A 21,619-nucleotide genomic window follows, 5' to 3' on the forward strand; every position below is an offset into this window, starting at 1 on the left:
TTTTTGGGCCACCGAAGCTGCGCTGGGCTTTGCCATGCTGGCCTACAACCTGATGAGCCTGTTTCGGCAGGCCGTGCTGCGCTCCCGGGTTCAGCACACGCTGTCGACGCTGCATGGGCTGGTGCTGGCGATTGGCGGCGCGTGGGGTCAGGGCAGCAAGCAGAACCACCTGATGCTATCGATTCCCCGCCGCAAACGCGCCTGGTTCTCCGGACTTTGGGCCAATGCTTCGGCTCCGCCGGTTGTCCAAGGACTGCGAAGTGGCTAATGGACAATCTGGGTTGAATTCACGCGCGGGCGCATTGCCGCACTGCGTGGACTGCTGCGGCTGGCTGAGAAGCCTGAGCTGCAGACTGACGCCGATTATTCAACCTGACCGCCGAAAGGCCGTCACCCCCACTCGACCCGCCCATAAGGCGGGTTTTTTCATTTCTGCCGCTACGAAAGGAGCCGCACATGAGCGAAGCCGCACAAGCTGCCGACCAAAACTACGACAACGAACTGGATGCCTTTCTGGCCGAATTTGCCGGCGCAGAGCCTGCCGCTGCTGAGCAGCCGCAAGCCGAGCCGGCAGCGCAAGCCGAAGTCGAGCCCGAGCAAAGCAAGGAGCCGCAGCAAGGCGCTGCCGCCGAAGCTGAGCTGGTGATTGACGAAGAAAAGCAGCGTCTGCTGGAAGAAAACCAGCGGCTGCAGCACCAGTTGCGCTCGGAAGCCGGTCGCCAGGCTGCGCTGCAACGCAAACTGCAAGAACTGAGGTCGGGTGCGCCTACGGGTGGGCCGACCGCCGAGGAGCTGGCCGCGCTTGATCAAGAGCTGGCCGAGCTGTCGCCGACTGCCGCGAAGCTGATTCGCAATGCCGCGACCGCCCATCAGGCCGTCACTCAGCACGTCGAGCAGGCCGTGGCGCCGGTCTACGAACAGCAGATTCGTCTGGAGCAGGAGCGCGAACAAGCCGCGCAGCAGGCCGCCGTGAGCCGCCTGACTGAACTGCATCCGGACTGGCAGGCCGTGAGCACGTCGCAGCAGTTCCAGGCCTGGCTTGGCACGCTGCCGACCGACATTCGCTCGGTCGCTCTGTCGTCCAACGACCCGGCCACAGCCGCGTCCTTCCTCACTCAGTTCAAGCAGGGCCGTGATGCCGCCATCGCGCAGCAACAGGCCGCCAAACAGCAAAAGCTGGCGAATGCGGTAGGCGTTCCGGGCAATGCCGCCCCGCCTTCCGCCGCCGTTGATGATTATGACGCACTGCTCAACGCGCAACTGCGCAAGGCCGGCGTCCTGAAATAAGGAACATAGCCAATGGCTACTACCACTCAAGCCTCGCTGACCAATGTGCAGCAGGCCTTTATCGATGCCAACTACCTGGCGCACGCCGAACCCATCGAAGTCGTGGCCAAGCTGGGTATGACCCGCGAACTGCCGGCCAATCGCTCCAATGGCACGGTGAAATACAAGCGTCCGACGCCGTTTGCGGCCAATACCACGCCGCTGGCCGAAGGCGTCGCGCCGACCGCCAAGGCGATGGCGTATGAAAACGTCGATGTGACCATCGGTCAATACGGCGATGTGGTCGAGCTGACCGATGTGGTGCACGACATTTCCGACTGCCCGGTACTGAAGGATGCCGGCAAGCTGTGCGGCGAGCAGCGCGCGGAAACTATCGAACTGGTAACGCTGGGTGTGCTGCGTGGCGGCACCAACGTGGCCTACACCAACGGCGCAGCCCGTAATGCCGTCAATTCCGTTATCTCTGCCACCAAGCTGCGTGGTGCAGTGCAGTTTCTGATGCGCATGCGCGCCAAGCGCGTAACGCAGTTCGTGAAATCCAGCGCTGCTCAGCAAACTGTCAACATCAAGCCGGCCTTTATCGGCCTGGGCCACACCGACTCGCTGGCTGATCTGGAGCAGCTGCCGAACTGGAAGTCGTGCGACCAGTACCAGGGCCAGACCGAGCTGCTTCCGGGCGAAGTTGGCGCCTGGGGCGACATCCGCTTTTGCCTGACGCCGCTGATGCCCAAATGGGCCGACGGCGGCGGCGCGAAGGGCACGATGGTGTCCACCAGCGGCACGTCGGCGGACGTGTACCCCATCATCGTCTTCGGTGACGAAGGCTGGGGTCGCACCACAGTTGGCAAGAAGGCCTTTGAAAAACTGATGGTATCCCCTCCGGACAACATCAGCGTTGCCAACCCGCTGGGCCAGAAAGGCACGGTCGGCTGGAAGCAGTATTTCGCGGCCTGGATTGCTAACCAGTCGTGGGTGCTGCGCATCGAAACCGCAGTGACCGCACTGTAATCCTGGGTAACTGAATCAGACCCCCGCCGTGTGCGGGGGTTTCTATTTGTGGAGATACAAAGCATGGCAACAATTCACAAAGCCTCCGGCGGGGATTCCAAAATTGTAGTTGGCGGCAAAGATTATCCCGACGCCAAGGTGTTGCGCGTGACCATTCCGGCCACCGAGCAAGACACCCAACCGGTGCAGATCGGCCTGAATTTCAAGCTGTTCCTGATCCCGCGCGACCAGGAGGTGCTGGTGGTCGAGCCGCTGATCGACGTGCTGCGCGCAGCAGTGCAGAAGAAGTACAAGAACCAGGGCGGCGAGCTGATCGAATACGACGCGCCGACCTACCCGTATCAGGTGCTGGGCGAGGCCTAAGCCATGAACTACCTGCAACTGGTGCAACGTCTGCACGCCGAAGCCGGGCTGTCTGGCAATCCGCCACAAGCGGTGACCGGGCAGTCCGGCATGTTCGCCAAGCTGGTGAACTGGACGGCGGATGCGTGGACAGAAATCGATACCGAGCCGTGGCCGTGGCGACACGTTAGCGTGCCGGCGACATTACTGGCCGGGCAATCGGCGCTGACCAGTGCGCAGATCGGCAAGGTTGAGGTGATCACCGGGCTGCGCCATCTGCCCGCTGATGTGTTCGTGCCGAGCTATCCGGTGATTGAACAGGGGCAGCCCTCCGTCTGGACGCAGCTGCTGCCGGGTGAAGTGCGCTTCAATCGGGCGCCGGAAGTTGATTATGCGGCACAGCTGATTGGCTTGAAGCCCCAGCAGGTATTGGCGGCTAGCCTTGATGTGCCCTTGCTGCCAGAGCAATACCATCTGGCCATCGTCTGGCGGGCGCTGATGCTGTACGCCAAGCATGAGGAGGTGCCGGGCCTGTACGTGACCGCCGAACGGGATTACCAGGCGACGTTGAGTCGTGCGATGAATGCGCTGCTGCCGCTGCGTGTTGAGCTGGAGCCGCTGGCATGAGCTGGCGCGCCACACAGTTTCCGCTGGCGGGCGGGCTCGATGTACTGGGTGATGCGCAGCCTGGCTTTTTGCTGGCCGGCGAGAATTTCCGGGCTTTGCCGGAGGGCGGCTATCGCCGTCTGGATGGCGCGGAGTTATACGACGGTCGCACGGTGTCAGCAGCAGCAATTCCCGGCGCTGGCCCGGTGCGCGGACTGGCGGTCTACAAGGGCGAGCTGTACGGCTGGCGCAATGACGCCGGCAATACGCGCCTGCGCATGTACAAGGCCACGGCGAGCGGCTGGAGCGAGGTCGGCTCGGCCACCACGATTACGGCGGGCGGGGAAATTCAGGCGGTCAGCTATGCGTTTTCTGGGGCTGCTGGCGCGGTGCGCCTGTACTTCATCAACGGCGTGGACAACAAGGCGTACCAGTGGGATGGCGCGACGCTGACCGCGATCACCTGGCTGGCTGGCGGCAGTGCTGCCGCGTTAGCCTGCCATCAAAACCGGCTCTGGCTGGCGGCGGCGGGGTCGGTGCAAGGCTCCGGCCTGGGCAACCCGACCAGCGCAACGGGCGGTGTCGAGTTTGGCATGGGTGACGCGGTGCAGACACTGCAGCCGTGGCGTGATGATGCCCTGCTGGTCGGCTGCGCCAATCGCGTCAACATGCTGACCGGAGCAAGTACCGCCAGCATGGCGCAGAAAACCATCACCACAGCGACCGGTGCGCAACGTTTCATCGAAGTCGGCGGCGAGATGCTGGCCCTGTGGCAAGGCGGCGTGAATGGCATTCAAGCCGTGCAAACGTTTGGCGATGCTGACTCGGTGTCGCTGCTCACGCGCATCCGCCCGCGCTGGCGTGGTTTTTGGCGGGCGATTGGCAAGCTCAATGATTCGCTGGGTGTGCTGCAGGACGGTGACCGGACGGGCTGGTTGCTGACCCATCAGGCCGGCGGCGCGCCGCAATGGATGCGCTTTTTCCTGCCCTGGACGGTCAGCGCATTGGCCAGTGATGACGCGGCGCTGTATTTCGGCGCGAGCGATGGCGCGGTGTATCGCATGCGCGCTGGATTGACGAGTTTTGCCGGTGCGCCCATCGCCGCGTATATCCGCACGGTGTTTTCCGGGCTGGGTGACGCGCAAACCAAGAAACGCCTGTTTCGCTTCGGCCTGCTGATGGATTGCGACGCACCGGTGCCGCTGCGTTTTACCGTCGAGAACGAGGATGTCGCGCAAAACCCGGACGCGGGGATGTTCGCCGGGCACGGCGACGCCGGGCTATATGGCACGGGCGCATGGGGGGGATTCCACTGGGGTATATCACCCGCTGCTGACGAATACGCCTGCGTGTCGGGTGTGGGTCGGCAATTCAGCGCCTTGTTATTCAGCGAATCCGCCAGCCTGAGCGCCTTCACACTACGGCAGGCCATGTATCAATTCAATCCGTGGAGCGGTCGGCGATGAGCGGCACGCATTTTAACTACAGCAACCCGGCGCTGATCGACGGGGCGATCGCCCGCGCCAGCGACGTGAACAATCTCAATGCCGCGACTGATACGGCGTTTCGGTCGGTCGAAGCCAAGGCTGTGCATTACGCGCAGGGCTTGACCGACAACCTGGACGCCAAGAGCAAACGCATTCTCAACCTGCCAGTACCGTTGAGTGCGGGTGAGCCGCTGCGCCTGGCCGAGCTCACTGCGCTTGAGGCGCAGTTTGGCGCTGCGGAGAGCAATGCCAACGCGGCGCAGGATAGTGCGACGGCGGCCAATGCCAGCGCCATCAGCGCGGCAAACAGTGCTCTCTCGGCCGAAAACAGCCAGGTTGCCGCAGCAAACAGCCAGGCTGCAGCGGCAGCCAGTGCTGCCGCTGCAGCCGCAACCTCGCTGGCAACGGTGCTGTCCGGCTTCGTGTCTGGCCCCGCACAGGAGGTCACTCCTACCGACTCGCTTCTGGCGGCGGTGCAGAAGCTGAATGCCTTGGCGGCAAGCGGGCTGCGCCTTGGGATTGGCGATGTGCTGGTGAGCGCCAGGCTTGCCGCGCCGACCGGTTTCCTGCTCTGCGATGGCAGCAATTACCTGAAAGCCAGCTACCCCGACCTGTCGGCGCTAGTCGGGCATCAAAATTTGCTCTGGTCTGTGGCGACCATCAGCCCCATTCCGGCTCCGGAGTCGGGCGGCTTCGCTGGTGGTGGTAGTCACTGGTACACATACAGCACAGGCGGCACAGCGCGGTATGCAAGTTCACCTGATGGGCCGTGGAATACCGGCTCCGGCGCTCCAACTTCCTCGGCTGCAAAACTCTGCGCGGCGCGCGCCGAAAAGGCGGTAATCGGCTTGGAGGTAACCGGACCGAAATATGCCATTACGACAAATGGCGGGGCGAACTGGAGTTCATCAACAGTTGCTTACTGCTACGCAGCCTGCATCACTGACGGCGGTGTCATTGTTGTAGGGGGTCGAAACTCCGGCCTAACAGACCCATACATCGCCACTGGTGCATCAGCCCCACTGACTACGCGCACGTCATCCTTCGACGCGTCGCAATCTGTTTACGGCTTGGCGGCAATCGGCGCGACTGTCATGGCGATTAGCCACACTGGCAAGGTGTCACTCAGCACAGACGCCGGCACGACATGGGCGAACAAGCCGGACGCCCCAGCAGTTCCGAGGATGCGCTGTCTTCGCAGCGTTGGCGGCAGCTTTGTCTTCGCCGCCGCGAGCGGCGGCCTGTACCGCAGCACGGACAACGGGGCGACATGGGCGTTGGTGATTTCGTCCGTGGCCTTGTCTACGGACAATTTTGACTTCATTGAGCGATTCGGTGACTTCCTGGTTGCCAGAGCAGCAGGGGACAAGACTGTGGCGACTATCGACGGAATGCGCTGGACGCTGGTCAAGGCCGATCTGGCTGGCATCGGGCCTGGCGGCATGGATAGCTCAGGCCGTATCGTATTGCTGAAAAATCAAAGCGAGGCAGCCCTTTACCGCTACACGCCGTCTTACGATCATGCGACACGGTTTAGCGTGCCGGCGCTGTCGGACACCGTGCGCAACTACATCAGGGCCACAGCATGACGATGAATACTTTTTACCGGATCGGGCCTGGCGGCTACATCAGTGGGCAGATTGAACTGGCCGGCGATGCTGTGCCGCCAGGATTCGCGCCCGGCCCGATGCCGGCGCTGGGCGCTGGTGAGTTCGCCGTGTGGAATGGCGCGGCCATCGTTGCAACGGATCAGCCGCCGCCCACGCTTCGCGAAGGGTTGCTGGCACGGCTCGCTGCCCGGCGCTGGCAGGCGGAAACCGCAGGCACGCGCTGGGGCGAGGTGCCGGTGCTGACCGAGCGCGACGCTCGCGCCGTGCTGACCAGCGCGATTGTCACCGGCGAGTTGCTCAACAGCTGGCCAGCGCACTGGAAGTTCGCCGATCAGCAGTTCCGCGCCGTAACGCCGGATGAGCTGAAAGCGGTGGCACTGGCGTGCAATGCGCACGTCGACGCGGCTTTTGCTGCTGAAGCCGCGCACATCGCCGCCATCGCCGCGCTGCCAGACGACGCGCTGGACACTTACGACATTCACGCCGGCTGGCCGGCCTGACCGCCCAATAGACCACATACAACCCCGCTTCGGCGGGGTTTTTTATTGCAAGGAGGCATCATGGGCCTGGCCAAGATTACGCAAGAGCAATACGACAAAAACGCGGCACTGTTGCTCAAGGGCGGACACACGGCTGAGAGCGCGAAAAAATGGTTCGATTCAACCTTCGACACCAGTGGCTTGACGCCATCGCCGCTACTGAATGGCAATGTGGCGATCAGCAGCACCAAATCAAACATCAGCACCGCGCCCGGTAATCTCGGGCTCGACAGTGCGACCCTGCAAGGCATGGTGAAGGCCGCGCAGCCTGGCTTGCTTGCCACCGACACATCCAGCAATCCCCGTTACAACGACCCGATGAAGGCTGCCGGGACGCTGTTTCTCAGCAATGGTGACGTGACCGACAGCAAATGGGGCGGGCTTGGCAATTTCAGTTCAACGCTGGGCAATGGCCTCACCCTCAAGGCAGCCAAGTCGAACCACACGAACAGTGAAATGTACGGTGGCAAGCTCGGCCTGGGGGTGTTCGATGCCGCTGGCAATCAGGTCGGTCTGACCGACTATTCAACGGCTGGCATGGCCGATCTGTTTCGCCGTACCGGTGCCGGCGAGCAGGCGTTTCTCGACTTTGCCAAGGCCAACGGCCTTGCGGTGTCTGCACGTGACTTGCTGACGGTGCGCGGCGAGGCGGGCGGCAGCAATAACCAGCCCGTGTTCAACACCCAGAATGGGATGGTTGGCTCGGGGGCGATTGAGCCGCCGCGCGGCAATGATGCCGCCGGCAGTCAGGTCGGCGGCCAAGGGGGCGCCGGCAGTCAGGTCGGCGGCCAAGGGGGCGCCGGCAGTCAGGTCGGCGGCCAAGGGGGCGCCGGATTACTGGGATCCGTCGCACAGGGTATGCCGGGCAGCGTGCGTGAAGCACTGATCCGGCGAGTCAACGAAAACGCCAATGAGCGCGGTTTGCTGAACTCCAGCATTACTCAGGGCGCGATCACGGACGCGCTATCCCAGGGCGAGCTGGATTGGACGCGCCGAGGCGATCAGGTTGATCAGTTCAGTCGCTCGCTTAATCTGCAGGCCAGCCAGTTCAGTCGCTCGCTTGATCTGCAGGCCAGTCAGTTCAATCAGTCGCTGGGGCTCGACCGGGACAAGTGGCAGCAAGGCATGGCCTTCGACAAGAAGAAATGGGGCGACAGCCTTGCGCTTGACCGCGAGCGCCTGAAAGCCACCATCGATACCGCCGCAAAGCAGTATGGGCTTGATCAATCCAAGCTCGACCTGTCGAGGCTGCAGATCGGCCAGAACTTCCTGAGTGATTATGCGAATCGCATCTACGGGATCATGACCAGCAACATGCCGGCCGCAGACAAGGAGTCCGCCATTGCCAATATGAATGCCATCTATGGTGGCGGGGCGATCTGATGGGCGGGTATAGCGGATCGGGCGGCACGAACGGGGGCTATGGCTACGGCGGCGTCGGCACCAGTGGCGGCTTTGGAGGCTACGGTGGCGGCAACCAAGGCGGTAACGGCGGCAGAGCCAGCGGCGAACAGAATGGCGCGGCAGACAATGGCGGGTATGGCTTTGCCGGGGTAGGGACTGACAGTGGCGAATCGAATGCCAGCAATGGCTGGGGGGCGAACAGTGTCACCGAGGCCGTTGGCGGCATTGGCGGCATGGGGGGCTGGACAGGGGGCGAGAACACCAGCCGCGCCGTGTCGCTGCACAATGATCTGGCGCGACTGGCGGAAGAGCAGCAGCAGGCCTTTGCGACCGACCCCAAGGCGTTTTTATCGGCCACCACGCCGAGCCAGATCAAAGCAGCACAGTTTTACGCCAGCCGGCTGGGTGTCAACGATGCGGCACTGGCTGCTCAGTACGCCAGCCTGCCCAGCGCCAGTTTCAGTGCGCTGGCGGGGCTGAATGCCCTTGGGCCGGTCGATACCGCGCTGGGGTGGGCCACGGATGCCATGCTGAACGGCGACAGCCGCGACGCAGCCAAAAACGGCGAGGCGGTGGATGCCGGCAAGGCATTCTCGGCTGTGAAGGCGGCGCAGACGCTTGGCGCCTTGACCAACACCATTGGTAGCGCGATTCCCGGCGTAGGCCTGCTGGGCAGCCTGGCGGACAACATGCAGCGCGCTGGCGCACTGGATGCGGGCGGCTACACCAGTGCCGCCGCCAAGGCGCGCGCCTATGCGCTGGCCGGGGCCGGCGCGAATCTCGCCGGCATGGCCAGTCCGGTGGCGGGGCTGGTTGCCAATGGCCTGCTGGCGGGCTACCAGACGGTGAGTGGCGATAACCCCGGTGCGTTGGCCGGCCTGGCCGGCGGTGTCCTGGGCTCCAACCTTGGCGGGCTACTGGGGTCCACTCTGGCCGGCCAGCCCGGCGCGATCATAGGCAGCAAGCTGGGCGGCTGGGCCGGCAACGCCCTTGGGCAATCGACAGTCAATGGCGGCAGCGTGGCCGACAACGCCGGGAACGTCGGCGCTGATTCCGGGGGCGGCAACTTCAGCACCAATCCAAATCATGACGCAGGTGCCAAGGGTGCAAAGCCAGCCGGCAGCATCACTGATGCCGTCGCGCAAATCCGCTGGGCGGCGCAGCAATATGCGCCGGTCAAATCCAACGTCCAACTGTGGTGAGGGAAATCATGACAGACGCATTCGGCGGGGTGTTCGACTTCGCCACAACCAACAGCTACAGCAATCCGGACACGGTGACGGTGTTTGATCCATCCGTGTCGGCGGACACGTTTCAGACCGACTTCAGCAGCCTTGGCGATGCGGATTTCGGCTGGATGGCGGCGGCTGCCGGGGGTAGTAGCTCGCCGGCCTTTAGCCTTGAATCCTTGCAAGGCGGCTGGCTGCCCATCGACCAGAGTTTGAGCAACGCCCTGCAGTCCAGCTACGGCGCGCCGACGAGCAGCGTATTCGGTGCACTGGGCGGGGGCTTCATGAGCAATATGCTGGACTCGGTCGGCAAGGCCTGGAACGAGGCCAAGCCGGAAACGCGTGGACTGCTGGGCTCGCTGATTGCCGGTGGCGCGCAGGGCCTGATGCAGCAAAGCGCCAGCAAGAAGATGCTGCAAGAGCAAATGAAGGCGCGCGAGGAAGAGCAAAAACGCGATCAGCAATTCCAGCGCGAAATGCGCGCCGTGCCGGTGATGACCGACCTCCTCAATCGCAAATCGTTCGGAGCGTGAGTATGGGACTTCTCGATATGGCGCAGGCTACGCCGCAACAGCCGCAAGCACACCCGCAGGGGCAGCAGCCACCAGGCGGCAACCCGCTGCAAGCGGCCATCGTCATTGCCCATGAGGTGATGTATGGCGACCCGCAGCGCACCCAGCTGATGGTGCAGCGCCTCACCGATGGAAAGGGCGACGCACTGGACGAGGCCGGCGAGTTTGCCGCGCAGGCGACACGCTCGACCATCCGCACCGCGCGCAAGCGGGGCACGCCCGTGCCGCCGCAAGGGCAGATTCAGCTGCTGGCTGTGGTGGCGAGCATGGCAACGGAGCTGGCCGAAAAGCTGGGTCTGATCGAGGGTGAGCAGCAAGAGCCGGCGGCCCGGCAGGTGCTGGACGCGGCAGACCGCTACTTCCGCCAGTATGGCGCGCAGGACAACCAGCGCGGCGCGCAGCAATCGCCGCAGGGGCAACAAGCGCAAGGAGCAATGCAATGAGTGGCTGGGGGCAGGGGTTACTGGGAGCTCTGGTCGGGGGCGGCAGATTTGTGGCGGACGGCGCCGAGAAGGAGATTCAGCACCGCAATGTGCTGGAGCTGCAGGACAAGCGCCACGAGCAGGACACGTTTCTGACCCGGCTCCGGGCGGAGCTGCAGGGCCAGGAAAACGACAAACAGCGCGGCTGGCAGGTGGAAGACCGGGATCTCAACAATCAACGCCAGGATGCACGATTTGCTGTTCAGGATGAGCAGTGGGGGAAGGGCTTCCAGCTCCAGCAAGACCAGTTCAGTCACCGCAAGAACGTTGATCAGCGGCAGCTGGACATGGAGGGCGCTCGGCTGGCGCTGGCGCGCTCGGCGCAGGCACGAGCCAATGCAGATGCCAATGATCCGCTGCAGCGACAACTGAAAGCCGCGGCGCAGGCGCAGCAGGCCAATCTGATGGGCTACGCGGTGGAGCTCGACCCGAAGACGCGATCCGTGCAGGCCGTGAAGTTGTCGCCCCATGAGCAGGATGCGGTGAGCAAGGCGTTGGCCAATCCCAGCGACCAGAATTTGCGTTACCTGCAAACAGAGCCGCGGGCCTTTCAGGTGTTCAACACGCAATTCAAGGCGCTGCAGGCCCAGCGGGCTGAATCGGCAGCCAAGCAACGCCCGGACGACATCGCAAAGGCTGGTTTGCTTTCGCAGGTCGGCAACAACTATGGCGCGTATTTCAAGCAGGTACAGGGCCTGGAGTAGGCGCGGCGTTCCTGTGGTACGATTTTGCTAAATTACCCAAAGCCCGCCCTGCGCGGGCTTTTTCTATTTCAGCCTCACGGTTTGCGCCGTGGGGCTTTTTTATTGAGAGTCGCGAATGACCCGACGCCAAGTCACGCCAACCTTTGAAGACTACGCAGCAGTTTTGGGGGTGTCTGCGGCGCCGGCAGGCAACGCCAACCTGAACCCGGTGGAGGTTGAGCGCATGGCGGGCGACATGCCCAGCTACTACACGCGCCCGGCCAATCAGCCGCCGGCTGACCCAGCGGCACTGGCACTCTTCAGGAAGTGGCAGACCAGTAGCGCACGCGCGGACTACCCGAATTTTGAGGATTTCGCGGCAGCTCGTGACCAGCGCGCGCGTGAAGCCGCCATGCTGCGCACGGCCGAGGGCAATAAGGGATTGCTGGGGCGCGCCGCCGAAGCGGTGGGCGAGGTCATCGGCGGCCCCGGCCGCACGCTGCTGAATCAAATTGGTGGGCAGAGCCGCGACATGGGTACGCAGGTCGTGGCGGGCATCGGCGCCCTTGGCGCGGGCATCAACCGCCTGGCTGGCGACCTCACCGGCATCGACTACCTGCAGCAGATCGGCGCACAGGGCCAGCAGCAGATGAATCAAGCCATGGCCGACGCGCAATGGCAGGGCGGCAAGGATTCGGAGGTGTGGCAGGGCGTGCAATCATTCGCGCGCCAGTCGCCCGGCCTGCTTGCGACCGCAATCAGTGGTGGCGCGGCCTCCCCGATGATTGCCTATGGCATGGGTACATCCGGCTTCGACAAGTACGGCGAGTCCCGCGACACCGGCCGCAGTGTGCTGGAATCCATCGTTATCGGCGGTCAGCACGCGATGACTGAAGGCCTGACCGAGAAGATTGCTGCGCAGGGCGTGGCGAACTACATCGGCAAGCGCAGTGGCCTTGGCGGCCTGCTGGCCTCTCAACTGACCGACATTCCCGGCGAAATGACCGCCGCCGCCGTACAAGGGCTGGTTGACCAGGGCGAAGGCATGGGCGGACGCCGCGCGGGCGATTGGCAGCAATATGCCGACAAGCTGCCGGACGATCTGCGCGCCGCCGCGATTGGCTCGGTCGTCGGCTCCGGCCTGAATGCTGGCGCGGCGAGCATGCTGCGCAACCCGCGCGAGCTGGTGGACGCCGCCAGTTTGTCACTGGCGCTGAATCTTGGCCGGCCCACCGCTTCCAGCTCCGACAGCCTGATCGATGCCGCTGCGGCTCCGGTGACGCCGGTAATCAGTCCTTCCGCGCTGGCCGGCATTGGCCTGCCGCCGTCAGGTGAAATGGATGCGGCACGCGCGGCGGCGGCTGCCGAAGCGGCGCCAGCACAGACAGCCCTGATGCCGTGGGCCGAGCCGCAATCGAACGCGCGTTCTGGCGAGTACATTCCAGCGGGTGCCGGTGACCCGCTGCGCCGCGACACAGCCTGGACAACTGACGCGCAGGGTGTGGCGCGCGAGGCGGAAGCGCCGCGCCAGAGCGTTGAGCCGGTGCTCGCCCTGCCCGATCATTCCGGCACGATGTACGGCGACCAGCGCGGCAACCTTTCTGGCAATCCGACTGACCTGAATCCGGACACACAGCGCCGCAACCGGATTGCCGAACTGGAAAAGGCGCGTGATGGCGTGCTGGCGTGGTTCAACAAGGTGGAGAGCAACAGCAGTCCGGAGCGCATCGAGGCATTCCGCCGTGACCCGGCTTATGCGCGGGCACAGGGCATCTACGCTGACGCCGTGGCGCAGCTGCGGGAGCTGCAGGGTGAGCAACCTACCGCTGACCGCATTCAGGCCGAGCCGAACGAGCGTCGCGCATGGCGTGAGGATGTGAGTAGCGCCAATCTCGCCGCGCAGGCCGGCGTCAATCCGGAAGAAATGGGCCGCACTCGCGAGCAGGTGCAATGGGCGCGCGACAATGCGCAGCGCATGCAATGGGAGAACGTGCCGGCAGAGGATGACAGCGCTATTCGTGCGCGTGTGGCCGAGCAGATGCAGGCCGAGAGTGCTTTATCGCAAACCGCAAATGCCGGGCCGACCAATGTGCAGGGTATGTCTGAGCAAATGGCGGATACTGATGCTGCCGTGACGATGCCCAATTCAAGCAGTGGGCAATCGCAGTTTGACGTTACCCACGCAGCCGATGCAGCCATTGCCGCACCGGAGAACAGCAAGATCCGCAATGCGTGGAACGCCGCGCACTTCGATAGTGATGGCGACCGTATTCGTCACGACCATTTCGAGGCGTGGTACGAGGCGGGCGGGGTAACTCCTGAAGTTGGCGGCCAGTACGACGCGCACGGCATCGCCAAGGGCAACCAGCTGGGCGCGCTGCTTAATCTGCTTACCAGTGGCATCAACAACACCAGACGATTCGACACCGCCCCGCTGACCTCTGGCAGCGGCACTGGGGCTGGGCTTGGGACTGCATCGGGTGGCGCGTACAAGGACGGGGCATTTATTGTTCTTGGCCCGCGCGGCGGCAACCTGACGCGCGATGGCATTCATACCGTGCTGGTGGCTGATGGCGTGGCAAACACGATCCCCGCCTTACAAGAACGATTCCCCACTGTGCGCTTTGTTCCATACAGTCAGGCGCAACAAGTTCTGTCAAAAGACGCCGCCACATCAAATACCCAGCAAGCACCGCAAGCCGCTCCAGCGCAGGAATTTGCGCCTGCCACGAAGCAAGCGCCGGCTGCCGATCAGGCAAAAACCACCGCAGCCATTCAGCCGTCCGGCACGCTTGACATTCGCCCGGCCAGTCACGAAGAAGCACAGGCCATTGCTGCCCGCCTGAAAGACTTGGGCATCAAGGCGGTAACCGGCAAGGGCGCAAAGCCGCTGGTGCGTGTCGGCAAGTCGCAGGCCAAGGAAGCGCTGCCGAATGTGCCGGTGCAGACCGAGCAGCATCACGACGCGACCATCAGCGAGATGGCGGACGGGCGCTGGCGGCTGAATGTGCGCAACGGCAGCAGTGTAGAAACGCACCCCAGCCGTGATGCGGCCTTGATGGCCTACCAGCAAGGGTATGCGCGTGTAGGCAATGACAATCAAGGCGTGCAGGGCGATACGGGTAGCGCCGTCCATATCGAGGGCAAGCAGATTGAAGTTGCGTCGGCGGCAGTGATGCAGAAATCCGTCGCAACCGGCGCGAAACGCTTGAAAGACAGTAGCCGCGCTGATGTGCTGATCGAGGGATTGCGGCAGGTGGATGAGGCGCAGGCAGCTGCGCCTAGCCTGCAGAATATGAACAAGGAGGATTGGTCGAAGCACGCGCCGGCAGCAAGGGCAGAGGCCATGCGGCGTGCCACAGCCGCCTACCGGCAGGCTTATGGTGATGCCGCCTATGTCACTATCGATATTCCGGGTGACGGCAAATTCAAGGTACTGAACACACAAGAGCATCTGGCCGACTTCCGCAAGAAATTTGATGCAGCTAACCGTAGCAGCCTGAATGCAAGTGCGCCGAACCGGCGAGTACCGCCCGATGTCACGGCCAAGACTGCGCCGGGGGTGGTGAAGGGCTTTGTCGATGCGGTGAAACAGGACGAACAAGAGCGCGCCCGGCTAGATGTATCTGCCAGTAAAGCGCGCAGCGCCGGCGATGGTGATACTGCACACGCACTAAACGCCGATGCGCTGGCTTTCCTGCATGAGCAAACCAACGATCTAGGGAATGCAATCGAGGTGGCGCGATTGCACGGCGTGGACGATGCGGCGCTGCTGACCAAGTTCGAGCAGCACACTGGCAAGGCCTATGACGACTGGCGCGCAGAGCAGGAGGCTACCGAGCAATCTGCCGACGCCATCGACACATCAGCCGAACGCGCCGATTCTGAGGCCGAAAATCGACAGGTTCCCGTTGCACGAAGCGATGAGGTTCCCGCTGATAAAGCAGATACTGATGCGTATCGTGAAGCTGTTCGTGAAATAGCAAGGGAGCGATACGCTGGGAAAGTGGGGATACCAGTCATTGCCGCCGATGGACGCGCCATTGTTGTGTCGTGGCAAGGCATCAAGCACAACCTGAACATCGGGCAGCCATCTTGGCAGAACGCGCTGTCAACGCTGCACGTCGAGGACATGCTAAAAACTGCCAAACTCATTGGCACAGAGCAGAACCGTTATGGGAAGCGCGACCCGGCATCGGTCAGTCGATACCAGGGCAACATCAATATTGATGGCGTCCTGTATGACGTGACGCTGGTTGTCCGCGAGCACAATGATGGTAACCGCTACTACGAACACATGCTGTTCGATAATGAAGAAAGCCCGACTGGTATCTCTGAGAGTTCCACACCGGCATCCGGTACTTCACCTACTCAGCCTGCAGTCGGGCATGAGCAAAGTATAGCCCCCGCCCAGCCCGAAGCCAAGCCGTCCGACTCGCCTGTTGCAGAGGGAAAAGCATCTGCGCGGACGTACATCAAACCTTCATCGCTGAACGAGCAAGACCACGGCACCGCCGCCGCGATTGCATCTGGCCGTCTTGCGACATACACGACGCAGAAAGAACAGGCGTGGCAGCGCGTCAAGCAGTTGCGCCAACAAATCAAGGATGGTCGTCACGATCTGCGCGTTGAGTTGATCCGTGCTGAGTCGGACCACAAGGATTTGCTGCGCCAGGAAGCCGAGGCCCGCGAGCTGGTCGAGAAAGAGGCCAACAAGCAGGGGCTGACGACCTACAAGGTTAAATACTCCGCGACCAACGCCGACACCGCCCGCATGCGCGATCAGCCGGCATTCCGCCGTGGCATGCGCAAAGAGTCGGCGGAAATCCACATCGAGAACCTGACGCAGAATTGGGCGAACAAGCCGCCCATGATCGTGGTGCAGGACTGGACTGATCTGCCGATTGAGCTTGCTGGCGCGCTGTACCGCGATGGTGCGACCGGCTCTTACGGTCTGTACTACGACGGCAAGGTGTATCTGATTGCCAGCAACAACGCCAGCCCGCGCCAGCTCATTTTCACCGCCATTCACGAAACGCTCGGGCATCACGGCCTGCGTGCGATCTATGGCAACAGACTGGAAAAGCTGCTTGCGCGCGCCTACGACACCAACGCAATGGTCAAGGAAATGGCCGACGCCAAGGGCAGGCAGCACGCCTACAAGGGCGATGACATGGCCGAGAGCGAGCGCCATGCACTGTGGGCGGAAGAGGCGCTTGCGGATCTGGCGAACCTGCCGGACTGGCAGCAGATGCCGATTGTGCGGCACATCGTCGCGCAGATGAAGGCCTGGCTGCGCAAGCTGGGCGTGGACATTAAATTCAGCGATGATGACATTCGCCTGATGCTGGCAAACGCGCGCCGGCACGTTGAGGGCAAGGGGAAGCCTGCAGGGCCGAATGGCGGCGGGGTGCGGTACAACGCGGCAAAGAGCAATCGCGCGGCTGAATGGCTGTCGATCCTGAGCCGGGTAGGCAAGAGCGACACGGATACCAGCATGTTCCAGTATCCGACTGCGCCGAAGTCGATGCAGTCACTGGCCGACGTTGCGCGCGTAGTATCTGATGGCGCAGTGCAGATTGGCGAGCCGATTGTGGACAAGGAAACCGGCGACAAGAATTACATTCTGACCATGCCGGACGGCAAGCAGGCCGCGATTGTCGAGCAGACGAATGGCCATGTCTACGTTGACGCCAGCCAGTTGAAATCAACCACGTCCAAGGGTTCTCTGCTGTATAGCATCGTCGGGAATTACGCCTACAACACCGGGAAGGTGTTTGCTGGCGATCCTGCGGACTTAAGCATCAAAGCCCTGTTCCGCCGCACCGAGCAAATGGCGAGCCTGGCGCTCAAATTTGGCACGACTGAATTTCTGCACCCGCACGTCAAGCAAATGTCGCCTGTTGATGGCGTCGGATACGACCCGGTAACGGGGATGAATCGGCATTACTTCTGGCTGGAAGAGCATGAGCAGGCAGCCAAGCTGGCGACACCGTTGCAGTGGTCGGACAACGACGCGGAAAACATGCACAACCTGCTGGAAACCAGTTACGCTAATACTGTTGCGCTGGCCCCGGAGATTGCAGATGTCCGCTACGATTTTGAACATCGACAGTTTGTTGATGGAAGTGGAAAGGTCGTTACAGACAATGACTTTAAGCGCATCGCTACAAACAGCGCCCTATCTCTGTCTCGACAAGGAATGGGATTCCTGGTCGCCGCAGGAGAGGCATTCGGAACTGATGCACGCACGCGGGGTCTTGTCGGAAGCGCGACGCTTAAAACAGCGGCGCTCTATCAGACCCTTGTCGAAGAAAGCGCAGGAGCAGTGGCCGGGCGATCTGTACTGGATCAAATCAGCCGCCAGCTACGGCGGGACGGACTAGACCCGGCGCTGGCCGGGATTCGCTATTCGGCTCCCAACGAATCCAGCTGGGATGCAGGCCGCGCGGCCCAGGATGACACCCGCCTCTCCGATCTAAAGCGCGCACTCGCGCAATCCCAGGAGTCCAGTCGCTGGGGCTTTGCCATGGCAACCCGCCTTGTGCCGACGTGGCACCTGGCCAAGTCCTACGCCGACAAACTGCCGTCCCTGATGCGGGCGATCAAGGCACAGACCAAGCAGGCTGGCTTGCGGCAGCAGCTGCAGGCCCAGGGCGATGAGCGCGTCAAGCAGATGCGCGATACCCGCAAGCAGCACGGCCAGAAGGCCATGGATGACCTGGCCGACATCATGAACTTGGCGACCGTGTGGGGCGTGGATCCAGCCTTGCCGATGCCGCCCGGCATGAAGCCGGCCTGGGTGAACGCGCACGCCAAGCTGCAAACGGCCTTCAATGCATTACCCGTTGACGTGCAGCAGCTCTACCGCGACATGCGCGACGACTACAAGGCCATGGCCGAGCGCGCCCACAAGGCGCTGGTTGACCGCATCAACCGCGATCTGCAGGGCGGGCCATCGGCGGCGAAGCTGATCCGCCAGCTCCAGGATGAATACGACCAGCGCACGGCAACGGGCGTGTACTTTCCGCTGGGGCGTGCCGGTGATTATGTGGTGGTCGGCAATGATGGCAATGGCCGCGTGGTGCTGCACGCCGAAACCCAGCAAGAAGCTGCAGCGCAGGCCGAGTATCTGCGCAATCGTGGCTACGCCGATGCGACCTTCTTTGCGCGTGATCAGGCGCGGAAAAAGGCGGACGTGAGCATGGAGCTTGTCCGCGGCATTGCGTCGGCCGTCGAGTCGCAAGGGCTGCCGGCGGCCGCCGAGCAGCAACTGCTGGACGAGATCAATCAGCTGTTCATTCAGCACTTGCCCGATGCGGCTGCACGCAAGAATTTCCTGCACCGAGCCGGCACGCCTGGTGCCGGTCGTGATGCGATGCGCAACTATGCCCGAGTGATAGGCAACAGCGCGCGCATGATTGCCAGCCTCGAGCACGGCGACGCGATCAACAAAGCCATGCAGGATGCCATGAAGGAGGCCAAGGCCACCCGGGAAGACGAACGCATTGAGCTGCAAGATGTGGTAAACGGCCTCGTCGATCGACAGGAGCGCGCCGCCCAGGCGGTGGCCCCGTGGGTGATGAAGCTCAATAGCGCAGGTTTTGTCTTCGCGATGGGCCTTAATCTCTCAACTGGCGTGGTCAACCTTTCGCAAGTGCCAACGCTGGCCTATCCGTGGCTGGCCGCTAAATACTCAACCGGTGCAGCTGTCGCCGAACTTGGCCGCGCGGGTGCTCAGATGCTGCGCACGATGCGGATTGGCAAGGGTGCGGAGTTCCTGATGGATGCCGGGCGCAATCCGAATCTGGCGCAGGACGAGCGCGATATGTTGCAGGCGCTGGAGGATTTGGGGCTGCGCGATATGTCGGCGGCGATGGATTTGCTGCGTGCAGCACAATCCGGGCAAGTGGCCGCCACGTCCAAGATCGGACAGGGCATCGACCGAGCCATGTTGTGGATGGGCTATTTCATGCGTGCGTCCGAAGTTGCAAACCGTGACACTGTGGCGCTGGCAGCTTATCGGCTGGCGAAGAAAGCCAATCCGCAAGCCAGCATGGAGTCACTGGTGGACGAAGTGACTGCTGCGCTGAAAGACACGCAGTTTGATTACAGCATCGAGAATCGTCCGACCATTGCCCAGGGCACATTGGGGCATGTGCTGTTCCTGTTCAAGAATTACGCCTTCAACCTGGTGTCGCTGCAGGGGCGCATGTTGTCGCAGTCGCTCAGCGGGCTGACACCAACTGAGCGGCGCGAGGCTCGCCGTTTCCTCACGCGTATGACGCTGGTGCAGCTTGGGCTGGCTGGCATGCTGGGGGCACCGGTGGCTCTGGCCGCAGCCGTTCCGGGCGCACTGGCCGGCAAGGCAATCGGTGGCCGTAAAGGCATGTGGGCCGGCGCAACCATCGGCGCATTGCTGATGCAGGCGTTCATGATGGGAATGGGCGCGGATGACGATGAAGCATGGGACTGGGATAAGGAGCTTCGGCAGGTTGCACGGGATCTGGCGAAGTCAATTGGTGATGATGCGGAGTTAGCTGATGTGTTCGCCAAGGGTCTGCCAACCGTCATCGGCATGGACATTACCGGCCGGATCGGCATGCAGGATCTGTTTGTGCGCGACCCAGGCAAACCCGGCGACAAGATGCAAAGCAAGTTGCGTGATCTGGTCTTTGCCCAAACTGGCGCGGTCGGCATGTTCAGTGATCGTGCCGCCCGGGCGCTGGATGCGGCAGAGCAGGGAGAGGGCTTTGATGTCGTCATGCAGGCGCTGCCGACCTTCTTGCAGAACACCGTGAAGGCTGGGCGCATTGCCAGCAGCGGGGTGCGTGATGGCAAGGGCGTCCAGCGCATTGGCATGGATGGCAAGCCGGTGCAGGCCGATTTTGCTGACATTGTGCTGCAGGCGGCAGGCTTCCGCCCGGCCGATATTGCGCGCGAGGTGGACTTTTCCCGCGACGACAAGACCGAGCAGACTTTGCTGGGCCAGCGCAAGCAAGAGCTGCTGCGCGATCTTGGAATTGCCACGCAGGCCCGCGACCAGGATGCGATCAAAAAGGCGCGCGACGCGATCAAGGCCTACAACGGCAAGCACGACTATAGCCGCGACAAGGTGGATGGCCGCGACGTGCGCGCGGCCATGAGTCGTTCAGGTCGGCAGGATCGTTATGAGGAGCGTAGGGCTATGCGCGCCATCGCGCGAGAAGCGCAGGAATAGCCTCAAGCAGCCAGGCCAGCATGAAGATCGGTAGCAGCAAAACACCCATTGCCAGCATGAACGCGGGGAATGCCAGCGCCACAAGCGTTTGCAGCCCTCGAGTCAAAACCCGCATGGGCCAAGAGCCCTGTCGGTGCAAGTTCTGGTAGACAGCCTCCGCAGGCATAACATCACGTTTTGTCATCGCATTCCCTTGTGATTCATAGGGAATATAAGACTGCGGTCATGTATGGGCAAGGAAATCGCAATGCGTGGACAAACTGGCGTCGCCATGCTATATGTTTGTCAAATTACCCCAACCCCGCCTTTGCGGGGTTTTTTGTTTTCAAGCCCGCCGTGTGCGGGCTTTTTTGCGTCTGGAGTCCGCGCATGAAAGAAGAAATCGCATCTGGCGCCGCCGTCGCCTCTGGCATGGTCAAGTCGGCCCCGCCAGTGGTGGTGACAGGCGCGCTCTACGCCGGCATCGGCGTGCCTGAGCTGATCCAGTACGCCACGCTGTTGTGGCTGCTGTATCAAATGGTTGACGCCGTCTGGACGCACTGGCCGCGCTGGAAAGAGCGTGCCCGCGCCTTGCGCGCTGCGCTCCGGGGGCGCTCATGACCGCGCGCCGAGGTGCTGCGGCCCTTGCCCTGGCCGCGCTGGCGCTCGCTTCCCCGCTGGTGATGAAGTGGGAAGGCAAGCGCAACGCCACCTACATCGACCTGGCAGGCATCCCGACCGCCTGCTATGGCCAGACGGGTGCCAGGGTGAAAACTGGCCAGCGCTACAGCGATGAAACCTGCAAGCAGTGGCTACAGGAAAGCATGGCCGAGCACTACGCCGGCCTGACCCGCTGCCTGACCGCCCCGGCGGAAGCGCATCAGCTCGCCGCGCTGACCAGCTGGACCTACAACGTCGGCGTGTCTGCCGCCTGCAAGTCGCAGCTGGTGCGCAAGGCCAATGCCGGCGACTGGCCCGGCGCGTGTGCCGAGCTCGACAAGTGGGTTTTCGTCAAAGGCCAGCGCGTGCAGGGCCTGGTCAATCGCCGGAAGGAAGAGCGCGCGCTGTGCGAAGGCCGCATGCGCTCGCTGCCCGCCGATCTGCAGCCGGCCGCCGTGGCCGAATTGCGCTGAAAAGCAAAACCCCCGGCTGTTGACGCAGCGCGGGGGTT

General features: G+C 62.7%; 16 protein-coding genes. All 16 read left to right on the forward strand.

From position 1 onward, the window contains the following. Positions 1 to 268: hypothetical protein (locus C515_RS19730; protein ID WP_043648315.1), on the forward strand; the 268-nt coding region annotated here is incomplete at its 5' end. Between the two features lie 188 nt (positions 269 to 456). Next, the gene (locus C515_RS0105775; protein WP_028454766.1) at positions 457 to 1,287 is read left to right on the forward strand and encodes a hypothetical protein; all 831 of its coding nucleotides are present in this window, start codon (positions 457 to 459) and stop codon (positions 1,285 to 1,287) included. A 12-nt stretch (positions 1,288 to 1,299) separates the two neighbouring features. Then, positions 1,300 to 2,295: a N4-gp56 family major capsid protein gene (locus tag C515_RS0105780; RefSeq protein WP_028454767.1), complete on the forward strand. Its 996-nt coding sequence runs from the start codon at positions 1,300 to 1,302 to the stop codon at positions 2,293 to 2,295. A 63-nt stretch (positions 2,296 to 2,358) separates the two neighbouring features. Continuing rightward, positions 2,359 to 2,658, forward strand: a complete 300-nt coding sequence (locus C515_RS0105785; RefSeq protein ID WP_028454768.1) for a hypothetical protein — start codon at positions 2,359 to 2,361, stop codon at positions 2,656 to 2,658. A 3-nt stretch (positions 2,659 to 2,661) separates the two neighbouring features. Then, complete coding sequence (locus C515_RS0105790; protein WP_028454769.1) at positions 2,662 to 3,264, forward strand: phage adaptor protein; 603 nt, start codon at positions 2,662 to 2,664, stop codon at positions 3,262 to 3,264. After that, complete coding sequence (locus C515_RS0105795) at positions 3,261 to 4,709, forward strand: hypothetical protein (RefSeq protein WP_028454770.1); 1,449 nt, start codon at positions 3,261 to 3,263, stop codon at positions 4,707 to 4,709. The genes C515_RS0105790 and C515_RS0105795 overlap by 4 nt, the downstream gene beginning before the upstream one ends. After that, positions 4,706 to 6,319 (forward strand): phage tail protein, encoded by a 1,614-nt coding sequence (locus tag C515_RS0105800; RefSeq protein WP_028454771.1) that lies wholly within the window; start codon positions 4,706 to 4,708, stop codon positions 6,317 to 6,319. The genes C515_RS0105795 and C515_RS0105800 overlap by 4 nt, the downstream gene beginning before the upstream one ends. Beyond that, positions 6,316 to 6,840: a DUF4376 domain-containing protein gene (locus C515_RS0105805; RefSeq protein ID WP_028454772.1), complete on the forward strand. Its 525-nt coding sequence runs from the start codon at positions 6,316 to 6,318 to the stop codon at positions 6,838 to 6,840. The genes C515_RS0105800 and C515_RS0105805 overlap by 4 nt, the downstream gene beginning before the upstream one ends. A gap of 60 nt (positions 6,841 to 6,900) precedes the next feature. Continuing rightward, positions 6,901 to 8,262, forward strand: coding sequence for a hypothetical protein (locus C515_RS0105810; protein ID WP_028454773.1), 1,362 nt, complete (start codon positions 6,901 to 6,903; stop codon positions 8,260 to 8,262). Beyond that, on the forward strand, positions 8,262 to 9,485 hold the full coding sequence (locus C515_RS0105815; protein WP_028454774.1) for a hypothetical protein: 1,224 nt from the start codon (positions 8,262 to 8,264) through the stop codon (positions 9,483 to 9,485). The genes C515_RS0105810 and C515_RS0105815 overlap by 1 nt, the downstream gene beginning before the upstream one ends. Positions 9,486 to 9,493: 8 nt before the next feature. Beyond that, positions 9,494 to 10,045 carry a hypothetical protein gene (locus tag C515_RS0105820; RefSeq protein ID WP_144290364.1) on the forward strand — a complete coding sequence of 184 codons (552 nt, stop codon included), beginning with the start codon at positions 9,494 to 9,496 and terminating at the stop codon, positions 10,043 to 10,045. A gap of 2 nt (positions 10,046 to 10,047) precedes the next feature. Then, a complete protein-coding gene (locus C515_RS0105825) occupies positions 10,048 to 10,527 on the forward strand; it encodes a vWA domain-containing protein (RefSeq protein WP_043648321.1) in 480 nt (159 codons plus the stop codon). Then, entirely contained in the window at positions 10,524 to 11,270 is a 747-nt protein-coding gene (locus tag C515_RS0105830) for a hypothetical protein (RefSeq protein WP_043648323.1), read from the forward strand. The genes C515_RS0105825 and C515_RS0105830 overlap by 4 nt, the downstream gene beginning before the upstream one ends. A gap of 115 nt (positions 11,271 to 11,385) precedes the next feature. Then, on the forward strand, positions 11,386 to 20,469 hold the full coding sequence (locus C515_RS0105835) for a PLxRFG domain-containing protein (protein ID WP_081686781.1): 9,084 nt from the start codon (positions 11,386 to 11,388) through the stop codon (positions 20,467 to 20,469). 369 nt (positions 20,470 to 20,838) lie between these two features. Further along, entirely contained in the window at positions 20,839 to 21,069 is a 231-nt protein-coding gene (locus C515_RS19735; protein WP_043648326.1) for a hypothetical protein, read from the forward strand. Further along, positions 21,066 to 21,581 (forward strand): lysozyme, encoded by a 516-nt coding sequence (locus tag C515_RS19740; RefSeq protein WP_051304677.1) that lies wholly within the window; start codon positions 21,066 to 21,068, stop codon positions 21,579 to 21,581. Before C515_RS19735 ends, C515_RS19740 begins: the two co-directional genes overlap by 4 nt. The last annotated feature ends 38 nt before the right edge of the window (positions 21,582 to 21,619 follow it).

Origin of the sequence: Chitinilyticum litopenaei DSM 21440 (assembly GCF_000428145.1) — a bacterium.
GTDB classification, from domain to species: domain Bacteria; phylum Pseudomonadota; class Gammaproteobacteria; order Burkholderiales; family Chitinibacteraceae; genus Chitinilyticum; species Chitinilyticum litopenaei.